The organism is Helicobacter baculiformis (genome assembly GCF_900197685.1).
Classification (GTDB): Bacteria; Campylobacterota; Campylobacteria; order Campylobacterales; family Helicobacteraceae; genus Helicobacter; species Helicobacter baculiformis.
Genome location: NZ_FZMF01000014.1, coordinates 24,047 through 46,309 on the forward strand (window position 1 = coordinate 24,047; position 22,263 = coordinate 46,309).

The 22,263-nt window shown below is 45.2% G+C and carries 19 protein-coding genes and 1 pseudogene; all 20 read right to left on the bottom strand.

Annotation, left to right across the window (positions count from 1 at the left end):
• Nucleotides 1-36: 36 nt before the first annotated feature.
• The 20 genes and pseudogenes from C6G87_RS09045 to C6G87_RS03245 all read right to left on the bottom strand — a co-directional run bounded on the left by C6G87_RS09045 (nt 37) and on the right by C6G87_RS03245 (nt 22,259).
• A complete protein-coding gene (locus tag C6G87_RS09045) occupies nt 37-1,557 on the bottom strand; it encodes an McrB family protein (protein ID WP_104752132.1) in 1,521 nt (506 codons plus the stop codon).
• A 57-nt stretch (nt 1,558-1,614) separates the two neighbouring features.
• Nucleotides 1,615-2,157: pseudogene (locus tag C6G87_RS09140) on the bottom strand (hypothetical protein); the annotation flags it as partial.
• Between the two features lie 196 nt (nt 2,158-2,353).
• A complete protein-coding gene (locus C6G87_RS03160; protein WP_104752094.1) occupies nt 2,354-2,857 on the bottom strand; it encodes an isochorismatase family protein in 504 nt (167 codons plus the stop codon).
• Nucleotides 2,858-2,974: 117 nt separating this feature from the next.
• Complete coding sequence (locus C6G87_RS03165) at nt 2,975-5,341, bottom strand: hydantoinase B/oxoprolinase family protein (protein WP_199767615.1); 2,367 nt, start codon at nt 5,339-5,341, stop codon at nt 2,975-2,977.
• Between the two features lie 9 nt (nt 5,342-5,350).
• Nucleotides 5,351-7,492 (bottom strand): hydantoinase/oxoprolinase family protein, encoded by a 2,142-nt coding sequence (locus C6G87_RS03170; protein ID WP_104752095.1) that lies wholly within the window; start codon nt 7,490-7,492, stop codon nt 5,351-5,353.
• Between the two features lie 9 nt (nt 7,493-7,501).
• Nucleotides 7,502-7,921 carry an acetone carboxylase subunit gamma gene (locus C6G87_RS03175; RefSeq protein WP_104752096.1) on the bottom strand — a complete coding sequence of 140 codons (420 nt, stop codon included), beginning with the start codon at nt 7,919-7,921 and terminating at the stop codon, nt 7,502-7,504.
• A 10-nt stretch (nt 7,922-7,931) separates the two neighbouring features.
• A complete protein-coding gene (locus tag C6G87_RS03180) occupies nt 7,932-9,842 on the bottom strand; it encodes a hydantoinase/oxoprolinase family protein (RefSeq protein ID WP_104752097.1) in 1,911 nt (636 codons plus the stop codon).
• A gap of 60 nt (nt 9,843-9,902) precedes the next feature.
• Entirely contained in the window at nt 9,903-10,520 is a 618-nt protein-coding gene (locus C6G87_RS03185) for a 3-oxoacid CoA-transferase subunit B (protein ID WP_104752098.1), read from the bottom strand.
• The gene (locus C6G87_RS03190; protein WP_104752099.1) at nt 10,520-11,218 is read right to left on the bottom strand and encodes a CoA transferase subunit A; all 699 of its coding nucleotides are present in this window, start codon (nt 11,216-11,218) and stop codon (nt 10,520-10,522) included. The genes C6G87_RS03185 and C6G87_RS03190 overlap by 1 nt, the downstream gene beginning before the upstream one ends.
• 13 nt (nt 11,219-11,231) lie before the next feature.
• Nucleotides 11,232-12,416, bottom strand: a complete 1,185-nt coding sequence (locus C6G87_RS03195; protein ID WP_104752100.1) for a thiolase family protein — start codon at nt 12,414-12,416, stop codon at nt 11,232-11,234.
• Between the two features lie 130 nt (nt 12,417-12,546).
• Nucleotides 12,547-13,218 carry a potassium channel family protein gene (locus C6G87_RS03200; protein ID WP_104752101.1) on the bottom strand — a complete coding sequence of 224 codons (672 nt, stop codon included), beginning with the start codon at nt 13,216-13,218 and terminating at the stop codon, nt 12,547-12,549.
• A complete protein-coding gene (locus C6G87_RS03205; RefSeq protein WP_104752102.1) occupies nt 13,215-14,576 on the bottom strand; it encodes a TrkH family potassium uptake protein in 1,362 nt (453 codons plus the stop codon). Before C6G87_RS03205 ends, C6G87_RS03200 begins: the two co-directional genes overlap by 4 nt.
• 9 nt (nt 14,577-14,585) lie before the next feature.
• A complete protein-coding gene (locus C6G87_RS03210) occupies nt 14,586-15,905 on the bottom strand; it encodes a short-chain fatty acid transporter (protein WP_233708979.1) in 1,320 nt (439 codons plus the stop codon).
• An 85-nt stretch (nt 15,906-15,990) separates the two neighbouring features.
• A complete protein-coding gene (locus C6G87_RS03215) occupies nt 15,991-17,691 on the bottom strand; it encodes an outer membrane beta-barrel protein (protein ID WP_104752103.1) in 1,701 nt (566 codons plus the stop codon).
• A gap of 421 nt (nt 17,692-18,112) precedes the next feature.
• The gene (gene dapB / locus C6G87_RS03220; protein WP_104752104.1) at nt 18,113-18,886 is read right to left on the bottom strand and encodes a 4-hydroxy-tetrahydrodipicolinate reductase; all 774 of its coding nucleotides are present in this window, start codon (nt 18,884-18,886) and stop codon (nt 18,113-18,115) included.
• A complete protein-coding gene (gene trxB, locus C6G87_RS03225; RefSeq protein WP_104752105.1) occupies nt 18,886-19,824 on the bottom strand; it encodes a thioredoxin-disulfide reductase in 939 nt (312 codons plus the stop codon). Before trxB ends, dapB begins: the two co-directional genes overlap by 1 nt.
• Nucleotides 19,821-20,138: a thioredoxin gene (gene trxA / locus C6G87_RS03230; protein WP_104752106.1), complete on the bottom strand. Its 318-nt coding sequence runs from the start codon at nt 20,136-20,138 to the stop codon at nt 19,821-19,823. The genes trxB and trxA overlap by 4 nt, the downstream gene beginning before the upstream one ends.
• Before the next feature lie 60 nt (nt 20,139-20,198).
• Nucleotides 20,199-20,543, bottom strand: a complete 345-nt coding sequence (locus C6G87_RS03235; protein WP_104752107.1) for a YraN family protein — start codon at nt 20,541-20,543, stop codon at nt 20,199-20,201.
• Nucleotides 20,530-21,732, bottom strand: coding sequence for a homoserine dehydrogenase (locus tag C6G87_RS03240; RefSeq protein ID WP_104752108.1), 1,203 nt, complete (start codon nt 21,730-21,732; stop codon nt 20,530-20,532). Before C6G87_RS03240 ends, C6G87_RS03235 begins: the two co-directional genes overlap by 14 nt.
• A 20-nt stretch (nt 21,733-21,752) precedes the next feature.
• Nucleotides 21,753-22,259 (bottom strand): FKBP-type peptidyl-prolyl cis-trans isomerase, encoded by a 507-nt coding sequence (locus C6G87_RS03245; protein WP_104752109.1) that lies wholly within the window; start codon nt 22,257-22,259, stop codon nt 21,753-21,755.
• Nucleotides 22,260-22,263: the final 4 nt, after the last annotated feature.

The window sequence follows — 22,263 nt, forward strand, 5'->3', positions numbered from 1 at the left end:
GTTTGCATTTTGGGTTGCAGGCGCACTAGAGGCTATCTACTCCTCTTTTTGGCTAGCACCCCCATAAATCGCTTTAAAAGTGTCAACGCCCCATGCGCTAGTCTCTGTGATTGAGTAAACCTTTTTATCTGTGTCTATAAAATCCCCCAAGAGTTTTTGCAATGTACCGTCCATATTCTTATCTTTTAGCATGCCATTAACATTGAGCACCGCGTTAACTTTGGCGTGATCGTCATAGAAATACTCTTGCAAGAGCGGGATGATTTTGTTTTTAAAGCAATCTTGCAAGCCCTTTAAGCTATCGAGTCCTAGAAAATAGGCGTGTCCGATGGTGTGATCTCTATCAAGTAAAAACTCTATGCGCGCGTTCATCGCCTCTAAAAGGGCTTGCAAATCCACACCAGCGCAATCTGTACTGAGCAAACTAGGCTCAGGCATCATTTCTACAAAACTAAATCGACGGCGCAAGGCGGTGTCTAGCAAGGCGATAGAGCGATCGGCGGTGTTCATGGTGGCTAGAATGTAGAGATTTTTAGGCACACCAAAAGACTCTTTGCTATAGGGTAGGCTAATCTCTAGGGCTTCTTCTTTGCCTATGCGTTTGCTCTCCTCAATTAGGGTGATGAGCTCGCCAAAAATCTTAGAGATATTGCCCCGGTTGATCTCATCAATGATGAGAATGTAGGGGATTTGGGCGGGGGCTTTGGGGGCGGGTTGAGTATGAGGCTGACCTTCCTCAAGCTTCTCAAGCTTCTCAAGCTCTGTTAGCAGGGCATAATAGTAGGGCGCATTGCCATGAGACTTTGATCGTGATTGGCGCGTTGGTTTGATGTCTTGATAGTTTTTAATCTTGCCATCTTTGAAATCCGCATAGTCCCGCACAAGGATATCTTTCGTTAAACTCTGCCATGAGGAGCGATCCGATTCGTCTGTCCCGATGCGAACAGATCGGAAATCCCCATTTTGCAAACGACACACCGATCTAATTTTCATCTGTGTTTTTAAATCTAGAGACTCTTGAGCAAATGAAGCGAGACTAGGAAATTTTCCCTCCTTGAGCTCGTTTTCAACGCGACTTGCGTATTTTTCTAAGAGATCCTCTAATTCTATTTCTTGCGCAATCGCCTCATCTGTTTTAAGGGAATCTTGGTAATTTTGTAATGCGACTTGACACATCCTTTTAAAAATCCCGCTCTCAACTTTGTAGCGCACCTGCTCGCTGGTTTCCTCTTCGCTATCCATCTCCGGCTTGATCCCTTCTACAAACTCCTCATAGCCATAACTTTGATGAAAAGTAACAAAACCAATACGCCCTTGATCGTGATAGTGGTCAAACAAAATTTTAGCGCGGGCTCTGTTTGTTTCACTCTCTGCTTGGCTAGATTGGGGGATTTCTAGTTTTAACGCCTCAAATGCGTTTTGGATTTCTGTCTCTAGCTCTTGCCCTTGCTTGTCTAGCAAAATCTCTAAAGCCTTGTTAATGGTATGATAAGTCTTGCCTGTGCCCGGAGGACCATAGAGGATTTGATTAAGGGGGATTTTAGGAGAATCACTCATGGGGAGTTCCTTTTCTGTATGGGGGGTTGTTTCTTGAGAGTGTGTACCAGATGGTCTAAAATACGCGGTGGGGATTTTCTTAAATTCATTGGCAAAATATAAAAAATCGTTGGTGATCTCTTCAATCTTAGCCTCTAAATCGTCATAAGACTCCTGATATCGTGCCCCATTGGGTTTAATTAATATGTCATACGCTGGGCATTTTTGACATTCTTCTTCGCCATCCCCTCGCACAGATCGACCAATACAAAGATAAATCTTTTCTAAATTACGCCAATAGCGCGCAAGCCAAATGTAAAAGCCTTGTTGGAGGGTTGGTGTTTTAAGATTGACAAATCCTTCCCCTAAAATATCTTGACGAAAAAAGGCGATTGCGGGCTCATCAGATAGATACCCAGAACCAACACTAACACGGCACACATAGCCCCATTGCGCTAAAAAATTGTTCAGCCCACTTTGGCATAAAGCATACTTTGGTATTGTTGGAGCTCTGCCCGTCTGCTTCCATTCTTGTACCTTATCATCCACCAATCCCACAAACTCCCGCAACAAGTTCTGAAATCGCTGTTTTTGCTCCTCACTCCATTCTATCTTTTCCACACAGCTCCTTTCGCTCATTGCAACATTGGTAAATTAAAAACTTTAAGTCAAGTTCTTATTAAGGGATCACTTCGAAAAAATGAAGAAATCTTTAAAATGTCTTGAGTGCCAAAAACGATCGCTACTTCATTAGCTAGACTTCTAGCACCAAAACTAAATGGCACTTTGCTAAAACGCATCCTCTTCCTTTGGAGTCCTATTTGATGATTTTAGAGACAGCTTTAAAACTAGGGTGTGTATAAGTTTGCATATGTTCAAAAGCAACTATTTCGGTGGATAAAATACGCGCACCCAAGCTTTTCAAATCCTCCAAAGCCAAAGCTTTATTTTGAAAGTCTCTAGAACTGGTGCAATCAGCCAAAAGGGTTACCTCAAATCCATGCTTTAAGAAGTCCTTAACACTTTGGTAAACACAGATATGCGCCTCTATGCCTAGAATTAATAGGGGTGTCTCTTTAGACAAAGGGATGACAGGATAGGCACTAAAGCTATTTTTCACGAAAATTTTTTGAGTGCTGTAAGTCTTGATGCTTTCTATAGTAGCACCCAATTTAGCAGGATTTTGCTCAGTAAGATAAACTTGAAAACCCAATTCTTGAGCAATTTTTAAGAATTTCACACAATTATTCAACAATGCCTCATGCTCTGCCATCACGGGAAGCAACTTCTCCTGAATATCAATCACAACCACACAAGGCACGAAGATCCTTTTTGCTAGAGCTGATTATAAGGTTTTAGACCTAGATTAGTCTTGAGAGGCACAGCACGCGCGACCCTAGCCCACGCCACCCCCACCCCTTCTCCCTCCAAAACTTTCTTACACTAATTTGTGGTGCACCTCGCCACATTTTTCTTCTAATTCCTGCACACGCTTCTCTAATTGAGCGATTTTAAGCACATGGCGGTTGGGTACGACCACCAAGGGAATGTCCTTAAGCTTGCCTTTCACCCGTTTAGGACCATGATGATCCCAAACTGTAGCGATCAACTCTTCAGGGTTTTCCTCACCCCAAGAGCCATAATAGAGTAAGTCTTTGGGAGGTTCATCTTTGACATGCTTTTTAACAAATTCGTCATAGGGCAAGCCCCTTTTGAGACGCGCTTTACGCTCGTTGGCGCGTAGCTGGGCAGTGGCTTCTACATCTACGACAAAAGTCTCTTTATCCCAAACTACCTTGTAAATATTGGAAGCGACATGCTCAGAGATGCGCCCCACCTGCAAGTCGTCCATGACTAGCTCAGGGTCGCGCTCTAGCACATCTCCATAGCCTCCTCCACAACCTTGTGAAATCATATATAGCTCGCCTTCTTGGGAGCGGTCAAACTGCAAGCCCATATGGTAGGTGGTATAAACTCCCCCTTTAAAGGGGCGTTCATTCATGACACGCTCCATAGATAGATCAAATTCTTCGGGGTTTTTCTTGATGATTTCAAAGATATTGATTCCCTTGACCATCGCTAGAGGGTAAGTGGCGCATCCATAGCCCCCAAAGAGCCCGCCCACGCTAGAGAACTTTGCTCCTGAAGTTACGGTCATAAAGCCCCATTCGGGTGTGTTACGCGCCGCTACAATCATTTCATAGCCCATACCTCCGCGGTACTTGCCAAAACCTTGGTTATCGCGCACAACCCTCTTGCTCACTAGCTGTAAAAAAGGCACTTCCTCCTCCATCACTTCTTGTTCACCAATATCTGCCATTGCGCAGAACAAGGGAGCAACCGCGTCTTCACCATCTCTAAAGGCTTTTGCACCTCCACCCATGCCATTTAAATCCGCGCACAGATTACCTACCTGTTCGCCATGTTGGGTTTCTCCGCCCCATAAAAAGTCGTTAATTTGGTTAAACCACGGGGCAACCACATTGGCATATTTAGTGTGCATAGAAAACTGCAATTTGGCATAAGCGATCTGCAAAGCGCTAAAAGCGCGGAAAGACGCTTGTAAATTCTGTCCATTAGGCGCATCATAGGAACAATCCCCCCAAGTGCCTTCATCAGAAATCACCTCAATAGGCGAAAAGGCTCCCGTAGAGCGAGGCAAATCAGGCCACCAATAAGAAAGTACTGCTTGGGCAAAGAAAGCCTTTGTAGAAGCTAAGGGTGAATTGATGGCGCGATTGATGATCTCTTTGCCCGAACCTCTTAAATCCACGGTCATATGATCGCCCTTGACCGTGATTTTACAGGCAAATTTGATCAGGATATTTTCCTTGAGTGTGGAATCGACAAATTGCTCCACGGTCACCATACCATCAGGCATGGCGGCAATACGGCGGCGTACTTCATTTTCCACATCTTCTACAGTCATGCGAATTGCCCCCACAAAAGCATCGATCCCATATTCATCGATCATGCGATCCACAATATCCATCACCCGGCGCACTGCCCCCATTTTGACCTTAATATCAGCTAGCATCAGCTTGGGATCGCGCGTGGAGTGTTGTAAAAAGGTAAGTAAATCGCGACGCAGCTTACCCCTTTCGACAATTTTCATCGGACTTCCGCGCAAACCATCATCAAAGGGGGTCTCAGAGCCGGAAGGCATCCCGCCTGGCTCGCACGCCCCATTTTCGCCCTCGTGAATAGTCGCCCCCACCCACGCAATGATTTCCCCATTACGAATGACTGGGGTAAGCATGGACTGATCCGTGTTGTGCACACAACCAAAGCGCGCGTCATTGTGGAAAAACCCATCGCCCTCATGAATTCCCACGGTAGGCTCATCTTTCCAATATTTCATAATATAGCGGATTGGGTGGTGCAATACAGCCGCAAAGGCGATCACCCCTCGGTTAGACATATAACACACATCCCCACTTGCCGTATACACGGCTACAGATAAATCCGCCCATTTGGCTCCCGGTGCTGCCCCCATGCTCTCGCACATTTCGAAGGCTTCATCGAGCGATCCGCTTAAGCGACGGCGAATCCTATCATAAAGCAAGGGATCACCCCCTTTTTTAAGCACCTCCTCTTCTAGAGGAGTGCGTTTGGCAATAGAGTGATGGCGCATGATTTTGGGATCAGGTCCCAAAAACAGGGTAGTTTCGTTCATAAAGTCATCTACCCACGCCTGCTCCTCAGCACTCAATTCCTTTTTACGGGTGTGCGTGCCGTGATGACTATGGGCATGGGGGTGTTTATGAGCCTCTACATGAGTTCCTTGATTTTGTTTATTTGACATCTTTTCTCCTTACTTAGAATCCACTTCATCTTTTAAAAGCCAAACAGCACCTTGGGGCGTGGGTTCGACGCGCCAGTTTTTTTCTATTAGGTAAGTGGTGCTTTTAGTCGTGATGATGGCAGGTCCATGAATCACATAATCTGCATTCAAGACACTTTCATCATAGATAGGGGTTTCAATGGGTTCTTTTTCGTCCACATAGTGCACCTTGCGATGACTCTTGGCGCTTGGAATCGTGCGCTTATGATCGCTGTAGAGTTCTTTAAAGTGCACCACATCGGTTTCAATGAAAGTTGCTACCCGCACGGTTTGCACGCGCACCCCTGCCTCTGGAGCTTCTACCCCCTTGCCATAGCGTTTAGCATAGACATCTGAGAAGGTACGAATTGCACGCAACACATCTCCCACATGATTAAAGCGGTTGATGTCTAGCACTACCGAAGTGGTTACGCGCTGGTTACCATAGCGCATATCCATCTCCAAGCGGTGTTGCACATTGGAAATATCGTAACCTTGACGACGCAAGTCTTCTTTGCCACGCCTTTCCAATTCTTCAATGTATTCGTTCATGCGGTCATACTCGTCAAAGAGTTTACGCTCAATGGGCTCATAAAGCACGATGTAACCGCTCCTCTCATGGATGTGCAAGGGCTTCATGTTGCCTGCACCCAACGCAGAAAACACGGAAGCAAAGGGGGGAAATAAGATCTTGCTAATGCCTGCATGGTAAGCAATCCCGCAGGCATGCAGAGGTCCATTACCTCCATAAGCAACCATAGTAAACTCGTCTACATTGCCCCCGTTTTTGCGTAATTCCATCTCAATGCCAATTGCCATCTGCTCATCCACAGTGCGCTTGATCACCTTTGCCACCTCGATCACATCTAAATCTAACGCGTCACAGAGTTTATCCTCAATGACGAACTTGGATCGCTTAGGATTAAGCTTGATGACCCCGTTAGCATAGTTATCTGGATCAAGATAACCCAAAAGTAAATCTGCATCGGTGACCGTAGGGTTAAGTCCTCCGCGATCGTAGCAAGCAGGACCGGGATCAGAACCCGCGCTTTCAGGTCCAATTTTGACAGCTTGGTGGATGCGATCGTAAGTAGCAATCGATCCCCCCCCTGCCCCTAGAGTGTTGAGGTGAATCATGGGCAAGGTTACTAGCCAACGGCAGATCACGGGCTGGAAGTCGTAGTGCTTCACTCCCCCTTTGGGCAAAATCCCGATGTCAAAGGAAGTCCCGCCCATATCCATACACACCACATTGCCAATATCTGTGGTTTCTGAAAGGTGCTGAGACGCGCTCACTCCGCTTACAGGTCCGGAGTGAATGGTTTGCAGACTATCAGTAGAATTACTTTGCGCCATCCCTCCGCTGTTATGAATCACCAACATCGGTCTGCTATAGCCACTATCACGCAGGTTGGAGCTCAGTTGACTTAGGGCATGGAACATGATTTCATAGAGAAAGGCATCAATGATGGTGGTGTTGGCGCGCACATACTCACCCTTGCGCCCAGAGACCTGCGAGCTCAAAATCACCGGGATTGCGCCTAGTTCGTGAGCAGGGTACTCTTCTAAAATGGTTTCAAGCACGAGTTGCTCATGGCTAGGATTCTCGGTGGCATTGGTGAGCGCAACCACAATAGCTTGCGCGCCATTATCCACCAAATCGCGCACCTGCTTTCTGACATCTTCTTTTTGTAGGGGCACTAAAATCTCACCGACACTATCTACGCGTTCTTTCACAGAGCGCACCATGCGCCGTGGCACAATCGGATCGGGACGTTGCGCATTGGGCATATTGCCCTGTTCGGTAACATCTAAGCCCTCACCATAGCCCTTACCTCTTGATAGGTGGATTGTGTCCTCAAAACCATGGGTAACAATCGCGCCTACACGCGGACCCTTGCCCTCAATCAAAGCGTTCGTGCCTAAGGTGGTCGCATAACGCACGCTATCCACTTCTTTGAGTACTTGCTCTCGTGTGAGTCCTGCCATTTTACAAGCATTGTCCAAAGCGGCATTAAAGCCTAGAGACAAGTTATGGTGCGTGGTGAGGGACTTAGATTCGATGTAAGTCCCATCCCAGGCAAAAAAACAATCGGTGAAAGTCCCGCCAATGTCTACTGAGATTCTCCTCATAGGAACTCCTTACTTTTTATCAAATTTGGCGCGTAAATCCGCTTGAGCATTCTCGCCAGGCCCATAGTGGACGGAAGTCTCCGGATCCTCTCCAATTTCTTTCCAACGCCTTTTGAGATCATCAATGTCCCAAAGCATGTCGATGGTGGGAGGGTAGTGGGGGGGGACATACTCGGTTTCGATTTGAGTCCCACAAGTAGGGCAGTAATATTCGTAGATCCGGCAGAATTTCGGATCGGGAGAAAAGGTATATTGGTAGCGTTTGGGGTCTAAGATGGGGGGGTGAATCTCCTCAGGGTTGCGATCGTAAATGAGCGTGCCTTTTTTGTAGGTGTCTCTAGCATCGCCAAAATCATGTCCACATACACGGCATAGCCACCTTTCACTATTGAGATCGATCATCAGGTATTCTGTCATAGGAACGCGCATGGTTTACTCCTTAAGCTTTATCTTCTAAAATCAAATCGCCATTGTCTGTTACGAACAGGCTCCAACCCTCAGGCACTCTAGCTGTGAAAAAAGGGCCTTCCACAATGGCAGGTCCTTCCATATGTGCGCCAGTTTTTTGATCCAGCAACATCACCACAGGGTTATGATGCTTGCCATTTTCTTCGATCACTTCGCGACTACTAGCCACCTTAGCCGTAGTTGTATGCTTGGGCAGACTCGCGCGCAGGCTCGGATGAGAGAGTTCGTAGCGCACATGGTAGGCTAGAATGCGTTTTTGATCCTTGTCAATTTGGGCGGTGTCTTCTAGGTGTGTCACATGGTTTTCAGACCCATCAGCATTTTCTACAATCACCTTCCACTCGTGCTTGCACTCGCTCCAGTTGTAGCCCTCTTGATACATGTGTCGCTTTGCTTGCTCATGCATTTGCACTTGAACCGCCTCAATTTCAGATTTGCTTAAATCCGTAATGTCACGCTCAAAAGTTTGCGCCACATCTGAGAAACTGATTCCATAAGCGGAGAACACCGCAGCCAGTTTAGGTACAATTACGCGCTTAATTCCTGCCTTGCGCGCAGCTAAACATGCGCTCATAGGTCCTCCGCCTCCAAAGGCGGCTAGCACCGTGTCTTTTTGGACATGATCCTTAAGACATGCAGCTAAATGCTCTCCATAAGCTTCCTCTAAGGCAAATAATGCCTTTTCCAAATTCACACCCAAGGGCTTAGCAATCTTTTCAGTGATGGCTTGGATTGCGCGTTGTTTGTCCAATTTTTGCTGTCCATTCAAATAGGTATCCGGATCGATAATCCCTAAAGCCACATTGACGTCGGTCATAGTCGCTTCCGTGCCACCAAAACCAAAGCACGCTGGCCCCGGGGCTGCGCCTACACTATCAGGTCCAACGGTAATACTTCCCTTGTCATCCACACGCAAGATCGAGCCCCCACCCACTCCAAAAGATTTTACATCGCTAAGTTCAAAGGAAATTTGGATTCCCTCCACAGATCCGCGCCGTTCCGTTTTAATTTTGTGTTTATACACCTCTCCCACATCTGAAGTTGTACCCCCTACATCCACCATCAACACATGGTTAAAGCCATAGGCTTTCGCCAAAGCCTTTGTACCCTCGATTCCCCCTCTTGGTCCTGAAGAGTAGGTTTTAAGTGCTACAGATTTAGCCACCCGAGAAGAAGCTCCATCATTACGATAGATGAGCAAAGGATTTTTAACCTTATGGGCTTTAAGACGATGCTCAGCAGAATATAAAAAACGCTCCATGGTCGGATGCAAAAAGCTATTGAGCAATGCCGACCAAATGCGTCTTACACGACTTGTATCATGCGCAAATTCCCAAGAGAAAAGCACAGGCACGGATCCTAGCAAATGCCTAGGAAATTGCAACAGGAAGACATGTTTAAACTCCTTCTCAAGCTCTTTATCCTTGATAGCAACTACAAGACGCTCCGCTCCCTTGTTAGTCAGGGTATTGACCGCACTCACCAATTCACTCTCCATTTGATGGGGATCATGAATATGATGCAAAAGCGCCAAGCGCGCACCCACGAGACTCTCAAACAGATCTTGTTGATGAGAAGTTTGGGTAAGCTTGGCATGCAAGTGTGAGTCATCTGTGATGAGTCCCAGCTTAGGTCCCTTTCTCTCCACTAAGGCATTTGTACCTTGAGTCGATGAGTAGCGAATAAGTTCTGTGGTGTGTAGCAGCTTAGTGAATCCATCTTTGCCATAGATTTCTTCGCTTGCCTTAGTGATGCCTTTAAAAAAGCATTCTGACAAATCCACAGGAGTTGTAAGAGTCTTGGTATAACTCACCTCAGAACCGCTCACTACACAAATGTCCGTCAGCGTTCCACCATTGTCCAAATTAACTAAGTACTTCAAAGTAGCTCCTTTTATTGGGGTTTTTGATCAAATCCGCAAATCACTTGTGTGCCACCTCCTCTAAGGCAGGGGTGCATCTTGCACGCCCTCAGCCAACTCTAACGGGATAAACTTCCCCCCCTTGACCTCAAACACCCCTAAATTGGTAATGACTTTGGAGACGCACTTAGGACCCGTTAGAGGCAAAGAACACTGCTTGACTAACTTCAAATTACCTTTTTTATCAGTATGTTGCATAATCACAATCACTTTTTTGGCGCTAGCGACTAAATCCATCGCCCCGCCCATGCCTTTAACCAATTTGCCCGGTACCATCCAGCTGGCTAAATCTCCTTGCGCAGAAACCTCCATTGCCCCTAAAATTGTCAGGTCTATGTGTTGTCCGCGAATCATTGCAAAACTCTCTGCAGAATTAAAGTAACTCGCTCCAATACTCTCTGTAATGGTCTGCTTACCCGCATTGATCAGGTCGGCATCCACTTGATCTTGTGTGGGGAAAGGTCCCATGCCCAACATCCCATTTTCACTCTGCAACATCACACGGATATTTTTAGGAATAAAATCTGCTACCAAGGTGGGGATTCCGATTCCCAAATTAATGGAATACCCATCTTCAATATCTTCTACTGCTTTTTGCGCCATCTGTGCGCGACTCCAACCTAAATTATTGTAATCCATTATGATTCTCCCTTTTTGAGTGTCAGCTGTTCAATACGCTTTTCGAAATTCCCTTTGAAAATGCGATCTACATACACGCCACTTACATGGATAAAATTAGGATCGAGCGCACCCAACTCTACAATTTCCTCCACCTCCACAACGCTAATTTTAGCAGCCTTAGCCATCATGGGGTTAAAATTCATTGCGGTTTTGTTGAAAATGAGATTGCCATAGGTGTCTGCCTTTTGAGCTTTAATAAAGGCAAAGTCTGCCTTAAGAGCGGTTTCTAAGATGTATGTGCGTCCCTCAAACTCCTTATGCTCCTTGCCCTCAGCGATGATAGTACCCACCCCAGTTGGGGTGTAAAAGCCCGGGATACCTGCCCCCCCCGCACGGATTCGTTCAGCCAAAGTGCCCTGAGGGTTAAATTCTACCTCCACTTCCCCAGTTAAGAATTGCTGTTCAAAGGTGGCATTTTCGCCCACATAGCTAGCGATCATCTTTTTAATCTGCTTGTTCTTTACTAACAAGCCCAGCCCGAAATCATCAACCCCGGGGTTATTGGAGATACAGGTGATATTCTTTACCCCGCTTTGACTTAGGGCCAGGATAGCGTTCTCTGGAATGCCACACAGCCCAAAACCTCCAAACATGATGGTCATGCCATCTTTCACACCTGCGATCGCCTCCTCAATACTGCTCACCACTTTATTCATGCACTTTCCTTATTTAGAGTCGTTCAACAAGCATTGCCACAGCTTCGCCCCCACCCACACACAAGCAGGCGACTCCTAAATGTTTGTCATGCCTGTGCAACGCGTGCACCAAAGTGGTGAGCAACCTAGCTCCACTTGCTCCAATGGGGTGTCCTAAGGCGATCGCTCCACCATGCACATTAATCTGTGTATCTTTTAGGTCTAATTCTCTTTGAGTCAGAAGCCCCACCACCGCGAAAGCTTCGCTGATTTCATACAGGTCAATATCCTTCACATTCTTATAGTTACGCTTCAAAAGTTGGGCAATGGCAGGGGCTGGGGCGGTGGGGAAGAGATGAGGATCGTGGCTAAAAGAGTTGTAATCTAAAATCTTCGCTAAGGGTTTGCTAGAAGTTTCCTTTTCTAGGTCTTTGCTCCCAATAATGAGCATGCTCGCCCCATCACTAATCTTGCTCGCATTAAAGGCAGTGATCGTGCCCTCCTTATCAAAGGCAGGTCTGAGTTTTAAACCCTTTTCAAAATTCACTCTGCCCGGCTCTTCGTCCACACTCACCAGTACTTCCCCCTTTTTGCCTTTAACACTAATGGGCACTATTTCCGCATCAAAAGCCTTGGTTTCAATCGCTTCAAGTGCTTTTGTATAGCTGTGCTTGGCAAAAGCATCCTGCTCTTCTCTGCTGAGATGATGATTTTTAGCGCACCCCTCGGCAAAATCCCCCATTAAAGCATGTTGGTAAGCGTCTAACAAGCCGTCCTTAAACAAGCTGTCTTCTAATTTAGTATCACCCATCTTAAAGCCACTCCGACTTCCCATCAGTAGATGGGGGGCTAGGCTCATATTTTCAATCCCTCCGACCAAAGCTACTTGTGATCGCCCTAAGGCGATACCATCTGCCCCCAACATCACAGACCTTAAACCCGATCCACAAGCCTCATTGACTAAAAAACACGCTACTGATTTAGGCAGATTGGCATTCAAAGCCACTTGCCTAGCTGGAGCCTGTTTTAAGCCCGCACTAATCACATTGCCCACGATACAGGTATCAACTAAATGCGCATCAAACCCGCTTGCCCCAAGCGTGTCTTGCGCCACCAAACTCCCTAAAGCGGTTGCGCTCACACTAGATAAACTCCCATTAAATGAGCCAATAGGACTCCGCTTAGCGCTATAGATATAAACCTCTTTTAACCCTGCCATCTACTATCCTTGAATGGTTTTGGGGATTGTCCTATGACAAAACGAGTTTTTGGTTAATAGATATTTAACTCCTATGAAATGGCGCGCTAGGGCTTACATTTAGTAACATCAAAGCACACGCTTTGAAAAATTATTTGTTAAACTTCGCCACTTCCTTGCTTGCCATAAAAATTTCAATTTCTTTAGCATGCCCAAAGAGTAGGAGAATGTCCGCGTTTTGCAAGATCAGGGAAACACTAATGTCATATTCCCATTTATTCTCGCGTTTTAGGGCAACAATTTTCAAATCCGCCTTAAAGAGATTTAAAAAATCCTGCGCCACCATACTTGCGTGCGCGTTACCAATGCTTAGACGCACGATTTTCATGCTATTGGTGATATCAATCACTTCTAAATTGGGATTAAAGGAGAGCCCTTTAACCAATCTCTTGGCTGCATCACGTTCAGGGTAAATCACGCGATCTGTACCTATCTTAGAGAGGATTTTCCCGTGAATGAGAGTGGAAGCTTTGGCAATAACCTCAGGCACGCCAATCTCTTTGAGCGCCATCACACTTAGGATTGACGCTTCTACGCTCTGTCCAATACTAACAATCGCCGTATCCACCTCAGCAATACCCGTATCTCTAAGTGCATTAATGTCTGTTGTGTCAATAATAAAAAGATTATCACATACACCCCTAAACGCTTTGATGGCATCCTCGCTAATATCAAGCGCGATGACTTGCTCACCATTTTCCACCAACCCTCGCACTACATGTGAGCCAAATTTTCCCAGTCCCAAGACTGCATAAGTTCTCATAAAACAACTCCTTCTTCTGGATATCTAACGCTACGTGTTTTACTCTTGCGCACCAAAGCCATGCTGAAGACCAAGACCCCCACGCGTCCCATAAACATAAGCACCACCAAGTAGAGTTTACCAAAATGACTAAAAGTTGCTGCAAATGAAAGATTGCCCCCATCGCCCGTACTAGCTCCCACCGTGCCAAAGGCAGAACAAATTTCAAAGAGTAGAGGTAGGAAGTGCTTGTTTTGCGTATCATCTGTGGCGCTCAAAATCATCACTGAGATGATGATATAAAACATGGTGATAATGAAGACCAAAAAGGATTTCTTAAGAATAGGTTCGGGGATGGCTCTTTGGAATAACACCACTTCTTTATCCTTGAGGGTGCAGTAGGCATAAAAAAGCAATAAAGTTACCGTGGTGATTTTAATACCACCAGCCGTACCTCCGGGTGCTGCACCTATCACCATTAGCAAAGAAGAAAAAAAGAGACTCTGATCATGCAAGCTCGCCATGTCGATGGTATTAAATCCGGCCGTGCGCAAATTCACAGAGATAAAAAAAGTGCTTAAAAACTTGTGAAACCAATCCAAATTTCCCATACTTTTTGGATTATCCCATTCAAATAACAAAATCACCACCACACCTAACACAATACAGATTGCCGTAGCAATAAGTACAATGCGTGTATGCACGCTCAAACGCGCATTATAGCGGTAGTTATAGCACTCACTAAGTACCAAAAACCCAAGTCCTCCCAAGATAATTAAAATGCAGATAGTCAAATTCACCACGAGATCATCACGATAATCCATTAAATTAGATTCAAAAATACTAAAGCCAGCATTATTAAACGCCGAAATGGCATGGAAAAGTCCTGCCCAAAAGGCTTGTTTAAGAGGCATGGAGGGTAAAAAATGCAAAGTTAAAATCAAAGTTCCAATCCCTTCAATGGCAAGTGTGAAGAGTAGAATTTTTTTGAGATACTTAATGATACCTTGTAAGTTGGGGTAATCTAAGGATTCTTTGAGCAACACGCGATTTTTGAAATCCATTTTTTTGCCGATGAGCAAGAATAAAAGTCCGGCTAAGCCCATGTAGCCAAAACCGCCCGCTTGAATCAACCCCATGATCACCCCCTGCCCATATACACTAAAATCAACAGCGGGATTAGCAGTGATAAGACCGGTTAAACAAACCGCCGAAGCGGTGGTAAAAAAGAGATCGATAAAGGCAATCGGTTTAGTGCGCATAGGTTCAAAACTGAGCAACACTGCGCCCAAGAGTGCTAAAAGCACATAGCTAATCACAATCGTGCCAAAGGTTTTATTACCAGATTCTGCCTTGTTTAGAAAACTTTCATTTGCCAAGCCCAGCCTTTAAGTGAAGAAATATAAACAAAGCATGCTCACCGCGCCTGCATACATAAAGCCTACTAAGCAATATCCCAAGATGCTACGCGCGTCCAGTCCCGCGATCCCTAGCAGAGGTAGGGCAAAGAAAGGCTGAATCATGTTCGTCCACGCATCGCCCCAAGCAATGCTCATGCTTGTAACTGCTGGGCTCACCCCTAAAGCCACACCACTAGGAATAAGCACGGGTCCCTGCACGGCAAATTGCCCACCCCCACTAGGAATAAAAATATTAAGCAACCCGGCAGATAGATAGCTTAACACTGGAAAAGTGTCTTTAGTTGCAAAACGTGCAAAGGCATCGGCTAAGAGGCTCGCAAAGCTTATCCCATCGGCATTTTTCAAGCCCATTACCCCAATAATGCCCGCATAAAAGGGGAAGAGCAGCACAATACCAGTTACACTCCTAATATCTGCCTCCATTGTTTTTAAGTATGCCTGCGGACTAGCATGTAAGAGTAACCCTAAAAACAAGAAGACTAAAATCAAGCTGTTGAGGTTTAAAGACGCGCCATGTGCAAAGTAGATCCCCAAGTAGATCAGCCCCAAAACCCCTAATAAAGAGCCCAAGTATTTGCTATTATCCAAGCGGTAGGCAAAACAGCTTTCTTTTTCGGGGATTATCTCTTGAGGAGGCTGGACTAGTAATTTAGGATCGATAGCAGTCGGGTTCTTAGGATGTAATAACATGTTGATTAAAGGCAGTCCTACCAGCAGTAAGCCTATCATCGCTAGATTGAAGGGTGCAAATAGGGTTTGACTCAAGGGAATAGGACTGTTTAGAACACCTCCGCTGAGCTTGCCCAAATCTCCATCGGCGGTGGCAATTTTAAGCGGAATACTTCCAGAAAGTCCACCATGCCAAATTAAAAAGCCCGAGTATGCGCTAGCTACCAAAAGGGGGTAATCCACGCCTTTAACTCTTTGAGCAAGTACCCTAGAGAACACAGCGCCCACAATTAAGCCAAACCCCCAACTCACATAACAGCCCAACAATGCGATTAAAGTAATGACAAAAATTGCCATCTTTGGGGTTTTGACTTGAGAGGCGAGGGTATAAAAGATTTTTTTGATAGGGGTGGATTGGGCTAGAGCGATCCCGGTGGCTAATAGTAGAAGCATTTGCATGGAAAATTTTAAGAGTAAAAATAAACTCTCTCCCCATTGGTTTAGAACCTGCTCAATCCCCACTCCCACAATCCCCACCGCACAAGAGATGGTGAGCAAAGTGAGCACAATGGCAAAAAATAAAAGGCGAAGGCGAATAATTTTGCAAAAACAAGACAAGCGAACGCATAGTAATCCTTTTGCTCAAGTATAACCAAAAGTAGATTTGCCATATCAGAGGTAGAGAGCTACTTTCTCTTTTACACTAGAATATTATTTTTTCGTAAGTGATAAAAAACTCTATATCTCTACTGCTCTGATCGAGCTGGAAATCTAGAGGATCTGCTTGCCAACTGACATCATGGCGAATCAAGGGAATCTCAACTCCCCACTTCAAAATATTGCTTGAAAATTGGAATCTCAAGCCAAAATCCACATCCAAATTATAGGAGGCGCGCCATAGGGCTTGGTTACCAACATTGAGCGCATAATTGACATTGCCTCCCTCTACACCTGCAAAAATTCCATAATACAAAGGCGCTTCATAGTTGGAGGGGGCATTGAAGTCATAAAGCAAGTTTCCTCCGAAACCTATTTGCACATCTTGCAAGGACTTGAAGGGGGTGTTATTAAATGAGGGACTTTGGGTGTATCCATAGCCCAAAGAAGCGTGGACGGACAATCCAAAATGGCGACTAAAAAAGTGTTGGTAGCCCACTAAAAAGTCGACGTTGTAACCTATATTTTGAAAAAATCCCGCGCTATTGATGCTCTTGGCTAAAGGGGCTAAGCTAGTTTGTATGTGTATGTCATTAACACTCGAGAGGTGTGGGATTGCGCTTGCCTGTTGCATAGCCGTCTGAATTTGTTGAGAAAAATCTTTGTAGTTAAAGCTTAGTGTATCTGGGGTAGTGAACTGCGGTTTAGAAAACACACTGGAGGCACTGGGTATAACACTATTCCAACCCCCTACTTCACCAACAACTTGGAAGAAGCCATCATACGCATTCAAGAGTCCGGACATAAAAGAACTGGAGTCGGGTAAGCCTTTAATGACACTCGCTTGCCCTTCAAACCAATACGCGAGTGCGACAAGTTGGTTAAGATTTGCATATGGAAAATCAGGATCGATGCTTTTGAGAATTTGTAGGAAAAAGGTGTCGGGATTCTGTGTGCCAACTTTTTGCGATAAGTCCTGTCCGCTGATAATATGACTAATACCCGTTTGCATATCAGCGTTGTATTGGGTTTGTGTAAAAGCTGGATCTGCTTGCATCAGCGCGCTCAAGTCTTTTGTAATAATTGGGGCACTCTTCAAAATATCACTTGCGCTAGAGGCGCTGTTAAGAGCGCTAGTCAAGGAATCATAAGCCTTTGTATAGTTTTGCATATTGCTTTCATAGACTCCCATAGCTTTTTCATAAGCTACATGTGCAGCGATGTAGTTCTGCTCTTGGGAGTTGAGAGCCTGATTGTAGCTATCCACTTCTTGGATGAGATCTTTTTGTAATCCATTAAGCGTGTTAAGAAGCGCAGAGTATTGAGATAGGACTCCTTGATCCTGTGCTTTTTCTGCGGAAATATCTATAATTGCCCCAAGCTCTTGGATTGCAGTGGCGATTTTTTCTTGCAATGCCGACATGCCATCCAACCCAGAAAGACTAATTTGAGAGAGATCTTTGAATGTTTGGTTACCATCCTTAGTTTGGGCGATCAGCTTATTAAGACTTTGAAGGGTTTGTAATGCCTCTTGAAGATTCTTGTCAAGTCCTTTAACAAGCCCTGCCACTGCCACAGGCTTATAAATTTGTTTCTGCTGTATAGAAGTGGGGTTGGCATTTCTGGAAGATAGGGTTCTATTGCTGACTCCAAATCTACCCCCCACGAAGAAGCCATTGCGCACATCACCCCCATACAATACATGTAAAAATACAAACGCCAATACAAGACTCCTAAGATGCTTCATTATAGCCTCCTAGCACTCCGGGTAAATAATCCATCTGTTATGTTAATAGTAGGTTAACTATTCGTCATATAGTTTAATTTTACAACTCTACTCACTTTCTTTGATTCTCCTAAATCTAGACATAAAATCATAAATTTCACAGGATAAAAAGCCTATAATATCGGCTTATTCGAAGTTATTATGATGTAGGTACTCCTCTTATCTCTCGCCTTTGGAGACTAAAACACAGATATTTTTTTAGGTGAGTCTTTCAGACTGAAAAAGCATGCGCCCTGATCTGCAAGATAAAGATAAGAGACCCAACGACACGAATAAGGAAAAAGTTTGTAGGTGATTTTAGTGATCGAGTAGGAGACAAACCAATAGACTAATACCACTTCGACGTTTTTGCATTTATCCCAAATACAGCGTTACGCAAAAGCTACGATTCGGCATATAGATTTTCAATTCCATAGAACCCGGGTTTTTGAGAAACAAGCCACTTAGCAACTGCAAGTGCCCCCTTAGCGAAGATAGCACGCTCTGTAACAACATGCTTGAGCTCTAAATATTCACCATCTAGGTAAAACCCTACTGCATGCTTGCCCACTACATCCCCTCCGCGCACACTTGCAAATCCAATTTCATGCTCTTGTCTCTGGGTATTTCTACTGGCTGCACACACTTTCGCAAAATCTAAACCTCTTGCTCGGGCGCAACTTTGTCCTAAGCTCAAAGCACTCCCGCTAGGTGCGTCTTTTTTGTAGCGATGATGCGTCTCCACAATTTCAATGTCTGCATCTTTTAAGCTCTGTGCCACTAAAGCTACAACCCTATTAAGAACTGCCATGCCTAAAGACATATTAGAAGCGTGCAAAACAGGTACATGCTTGCTCAAATCTTGCAAGTCTTCCCATGTCTGTGTGTTTAAGCCTGTCGTACCAGAAAGCAGGGGTAAAGGACGCTTGTGCAAAGCCTCTAAAAGGGATGGTAAAGCCTGGGGAAGGGAAAAGTCAACCACCAAAGCACAACGGGCTAAAAATTGCTCTAAATCATTGGTTACAAAAGTGCTTTCAGGAAGCATCTGCACTAAAGACATGTTAAGGCTCTTGCGTACAAAGACACTGGAGAGACAGAGACTAGAATCCTTCTTAATCTCCTGCACGAGCAACTTTCCCATTCTGCCGCTTGCTCCAAAAATGCCGATGTTGTACATCAGGAGTGCGCGTCCAAATAGGCAATAGCAGAGAGCGCTGCTGTAGCTCCATCGCCAGCAGCACAAACAACTTGTTTGGACGCTTGGGCACGCACATCGCCAGCAGCAAACAAGCCAGCCAAATTAGTCTTCATGGATAAGTCCACTATTACAGAGCCGTAGTTATCGCAAGCACAAAGCATGCTCGCGTCCTCTTGCTTCAAGATTTCTGTATTAACCTCATAACCCACAAAGATAAAGATGCCGGGCACCTTGAGTTCTTGCAAGACTCCACTCTGTGTATTCTTAACTAAAAGAGCGTTAACGCCACTTGCATCACCCCGAATTTCTTCTACTACAGCTGGGGTTAAAAACTCAATCTTGGGATTCTTTTTGGCGTGCTCAATGGTGATAGGTGCAGCTCTAAAGCCCTCACGCCTGTGGATTAAATACACCTTGGAACACATCTTGGTAAGATAAATCGCCTCTTCTAAAGCAGTATCCCCCCCTCCTAGAACGGCCACTTCCTTGTTCTTGTAGAAAAAGCCATCGCAGGTAGCACAAGTGCTAACTCCTTTACCCCAAAACTCCGCCTCGCCCTTAATCCCCGTGCGTTTGGGACGACCCCCTGTACTTACAATTACACTTTTAGCCTCTATATATCGTCCATCTTCTAAATGAAGGACATAATGCTTTCCTTGCAGATTGAGACGCACTACAGAAACCATTTCATGCTTGAGCCCAAAGCGGAAACACTGCTCCTGCCAAGGCTGCATGAAGTCCATGCCACTCACAATCTCCTTAACACCGGGGTAGTTTTCAATCTCACTACTTCCTGTGATCTGCCCCCCCGGCATGCCCTTTTCAAAAAGCACAACATCTTTTAAGCCTCCCCTTGTGGCATAAAGACCGGCACTCAAACCGGCAGGCCCGCCACCAATAATAGCTAGATCGATCATAGTAACTTGTCGATATTATCTTTAAGAGCTTGCTTAGAGAGCGCGCCGACAGTCTGGTTTTGCACTACGCCATCTTTCATGTAAAGTACAGTGGGGATACTCCTAATACCAAACTTGGCAGAAAGCTCTTCTTGTTCATCAGTGTTAACTTTACAGACCTTCACTCTACCCACATACTCACTAGCAAGCTCGTCAATCACAGGTGCAAGCATTTTACAAGGTCCGCACCAAGGTGCCCAAAAGTCCACCACAGCCACACCACTGCTAGTTACGCTTTCAAAATTCTCACCTGTAAGTTCAATATAATCTGCCATAATCGCTCCTTAAAATTAATTGGATTGGCTATTCTATACCACTAAAGATAAAGCCCGCCTTTACTCTAAAAACCCGATATTTTCAAGCCATTCAATTGTGTAGTTTTGTAAAGTCCCCTTGATAAGCACAGCGTCGATACAATAAGGCATTGTCTTAGGATAGGTCTGCCAATAAACCTGAATTGTCTTGACAATACGAGCTAATTTTATGGGTGTGAGCGCGTAAATGGGCGGTACCTGTTGGCGACTCTTTACCTCCACAAAATGCAAAACGCCCTCTTTGAGCGCGATAATATCAATTTCACCAAAACGACACGCAAAATTACGCATCACAATGGTACATCCCTGTTCTCTCAGGTATACGCAGGCTAACTCCTCCGCTTGCAAGCCTTTATGGCGACTCATAGATAGCTAGGGCGCGCGCATTTTGATGGTTTTGTTGGAAGTGATGCAGTACTTTTTGAACGCGATCTTGTGTGGTGGGCTTGGTAATACAAATGACTTGATTATGTTCTACTTGGTAACTATCTAATTGGATAGCATGCGTGTTAAGGATGGAAACGATAGACGTCAAATCTAGAGGATCTAGTCGTAAATAATAAGCGTGAGGCATATCTGTATAATTATAGGTTAGTGTTTCTAAGGGAGGTGCTGGATTGGGGTTTTTAGCCACCGCCATTAGATCGCTTACCACTGCACTAGCACTCGCTAAGCCCCCCGCTCCCGCGCCATAAAAGAAAGTTTCGCCCACACAATCCCCAATAATCACCATGCCATTCATCACGCCATCCACTTGGGCTAAAAAATGCGCTTGGGGGATCAGAGTGGGGCGCACGACGAGTGCCAAACTTTGCCCACAACGCCATGCACTGGCTAAAAGTTTGATGCGATAACCCAAATGCCTAGCATGCTGCAGGTCTATAGATTCAATACACTCAATACCCTCTAAATAGTTGAGTGTGGGTTGGGTATGGAAAGCTAAAGTAGCTAGAATTGATAATTTATGCGCGCTGTCTTCTCCACTAAGATCTAAGCTGGGATCGGCTTCTGCATAACCTAAAGCTTGGGCTTGTTGTAAAGCTTGTGTAAAGTGCGCGCCCAGCTCCATCTGATCTAAAATAAAATTGCTTGTGCCATTTAAAATACCTGCAAGGAAGAGGATTTGATTTGCCCCCAATCCTTCTTTAAGTGCGTTAACAATGGGAAGTCCGCCCCCTACACTGGCTTCAAAGCCAATAGCTTTTTTGGCAAGACGCTGTAGGGGATGATAATACTCTGCTAGCATAGCCTTGTTGGCAGTAACAAAGGCTTTGTTATTCTGAAGAGCGCGTTGCGCAACGCTAAAGGCATCTTGCACCCCGCCCATCAATTCTACAACGATATCGATCTTTGGGTCTTTTAAAATATCCTCGACACAATCGCTAAGTGCGAAAGAAAGCGTGCGCTTTTTAGAGAGATCGCGTACCACACCTTTGCGTATTTGTAAGAGACAGCCACAACGCTGTGCAATCCATGTCTGATTGCGTTCTAAAATCTCCACAACCCCCATACCTACACAACCTAGCCCAATAATGCCGATGTTTAAAGTGCGCATACAATCCTAAAACCCAATCGTCAGTGCTTACAGCCACATCCACCCCCGCAACACTGCTTAGAATCACCTGGAGCGGGCAACACTTCTTGCTCCAAAGCTTCCCTGAAACCTAAGAGTTTGATATGATAAGTAAGGGTTTTGCCGGCTAAAGGATGGTTGTAGTCTAACATCACCATCTTATCGCTAAAATCTTTCACACTCACTTGTACGCTCTCCTGGTTAGCGCCTCGTCCAAATAAGGTCATACCCTTTTTTAACTTAATACCCTCAAATTGATCTCTAGGCACTTCTTGTAGGTAATCTGTGCGGTAGTGCCCATAACTCTCTTCGGGTGGAATGTCCACAACTAGTGTTTGCCCGATCGTGGCATTCTTAAGTGCTTTTTCCACGCCAGCAATAACATGCCCTGCCCCTAGAACAAACTCTAGGGGCTTTTTCCCTAGCGTAGAATCAATAACCTCCTGTGTTTGGGAGTCGATGACTTGGTATTCAATAATAGCTACTTGATGTTTTGTAGATATTGCCATAGTA

What these genes read in the sequence shown, in the direction of transcription:
- C6G87_RS03165 (WP_199767615.1), bottom strand. Translation starts at nt 5,341, where the DNA reads ATGTCAAATAAACAAAATCAAGGAACTCATGTAGAGGCTCATAAACAC.
- C6G87_RS03240 (WP_104752108.1), bottom strand. Translation starts at nt 21,732, where the DNA reads ATGCGCACTTTAAACATCGGCATTATTGGGCTAGGTTGTGTAGGTATG.
- trxA (WP_104752106.1), bottom strand. Translation starts at nt 20,138, where the DNA reads ATGGCAGATTATATTGAACTTACAGGTGAGAATTTTGAAAGCGTAACT.
- C6G87_RS03195 (WP_104752100.1), bottom strand. Translation starts at nt 12,416, where the DNA reads ATGGCAGGGTTAAAAGAGGTTTATATCTATAGCGCTAAGCGGAGTCCT.
- C6G87_RS03245 (WP_104752109.1), bottom strand. Translation starts at nt 22,259, where the DNA reads ATGGCAATATCTACAAAACATCAAGTAGCTATTATTGAATACCAAGTC.
- C6G87_RS03175 (WP_104752096.1), bottom strand. Translation starts at nt 7,921, where the DNA reads ATGCGCGTTCCTATGACAGAATACCTGATGATCGATCTCAATAGTGAA.
- C6G87_RS03215 (WP_104752103.1), bottom strand. Translation starts at nt 17,691, where the DNA reads ATGAAGCATCTTAGGAGTCTTGTATTGGCGTTTGTATTTTTACATGTA.
- trxB (WP_104752105.1), bottom strand. Translation starts at nt 19,824, where the DNA reads ATGATCGATCTAGCTATTATTGGTGGCGGGCCTGCCGGTTTGAGTGCC.
- C6G87_RS03235 (WP_104752107.1), bottom strand. Translation starts at nt 20,543, where the DNA reads ATGAGTCGCCATAAAGGCTTGCAAGCGGAGGAGTTAGCCTGCGTATAC.
- C6G87_RS03170 (WP_104752095.1), bottom strand. Translation starts at nt 7,492, where the DNA reads ATGAGGAGAATCTCAGTAGACATTGGCGGGACTTTCACCGATTGTTTT.
- C6G87_RS09045 (WP_104752132.1), bottom strand. Translation starts at nt 1,557, where the DNA reads ATGAGTGATTCTCCTAAAATCCCCCTTAATCAAATCCTCTATGGTCCT.
- C6G87_RS03190 (WP_104752099.1), bottom strand. Translation starts at nt 11,218, where the DNA reads ATGAATAAAGTGGTGAGCAGTATTGAGGAGGCGATCGCAGGTGTGAAA.
- C6G87_RS03200 (WP_104752101.1), bottom strand. Translation starts at nt 13,218, where the DNA reads ATGAGAACTTATGCAGTCTTGGGACTGGGAAAATTTGGCTCACATGTA.
- C6G87_RS03185 (WP_104752098.1), bottom strand. Translation starts at nt 10,520, where the DNA reads ATGGATTACAATAATTTAGGTTGGAGTCGCGCACAGATGGCGCAAAAA.
- dapB (WP_104752104.1), bottom strand. Translation starts at nt 18,886, where the DNA reads ATGTACAACATCGGCATTTTTGGAGCAAGCGGCAGAATGGGAAAGTTG.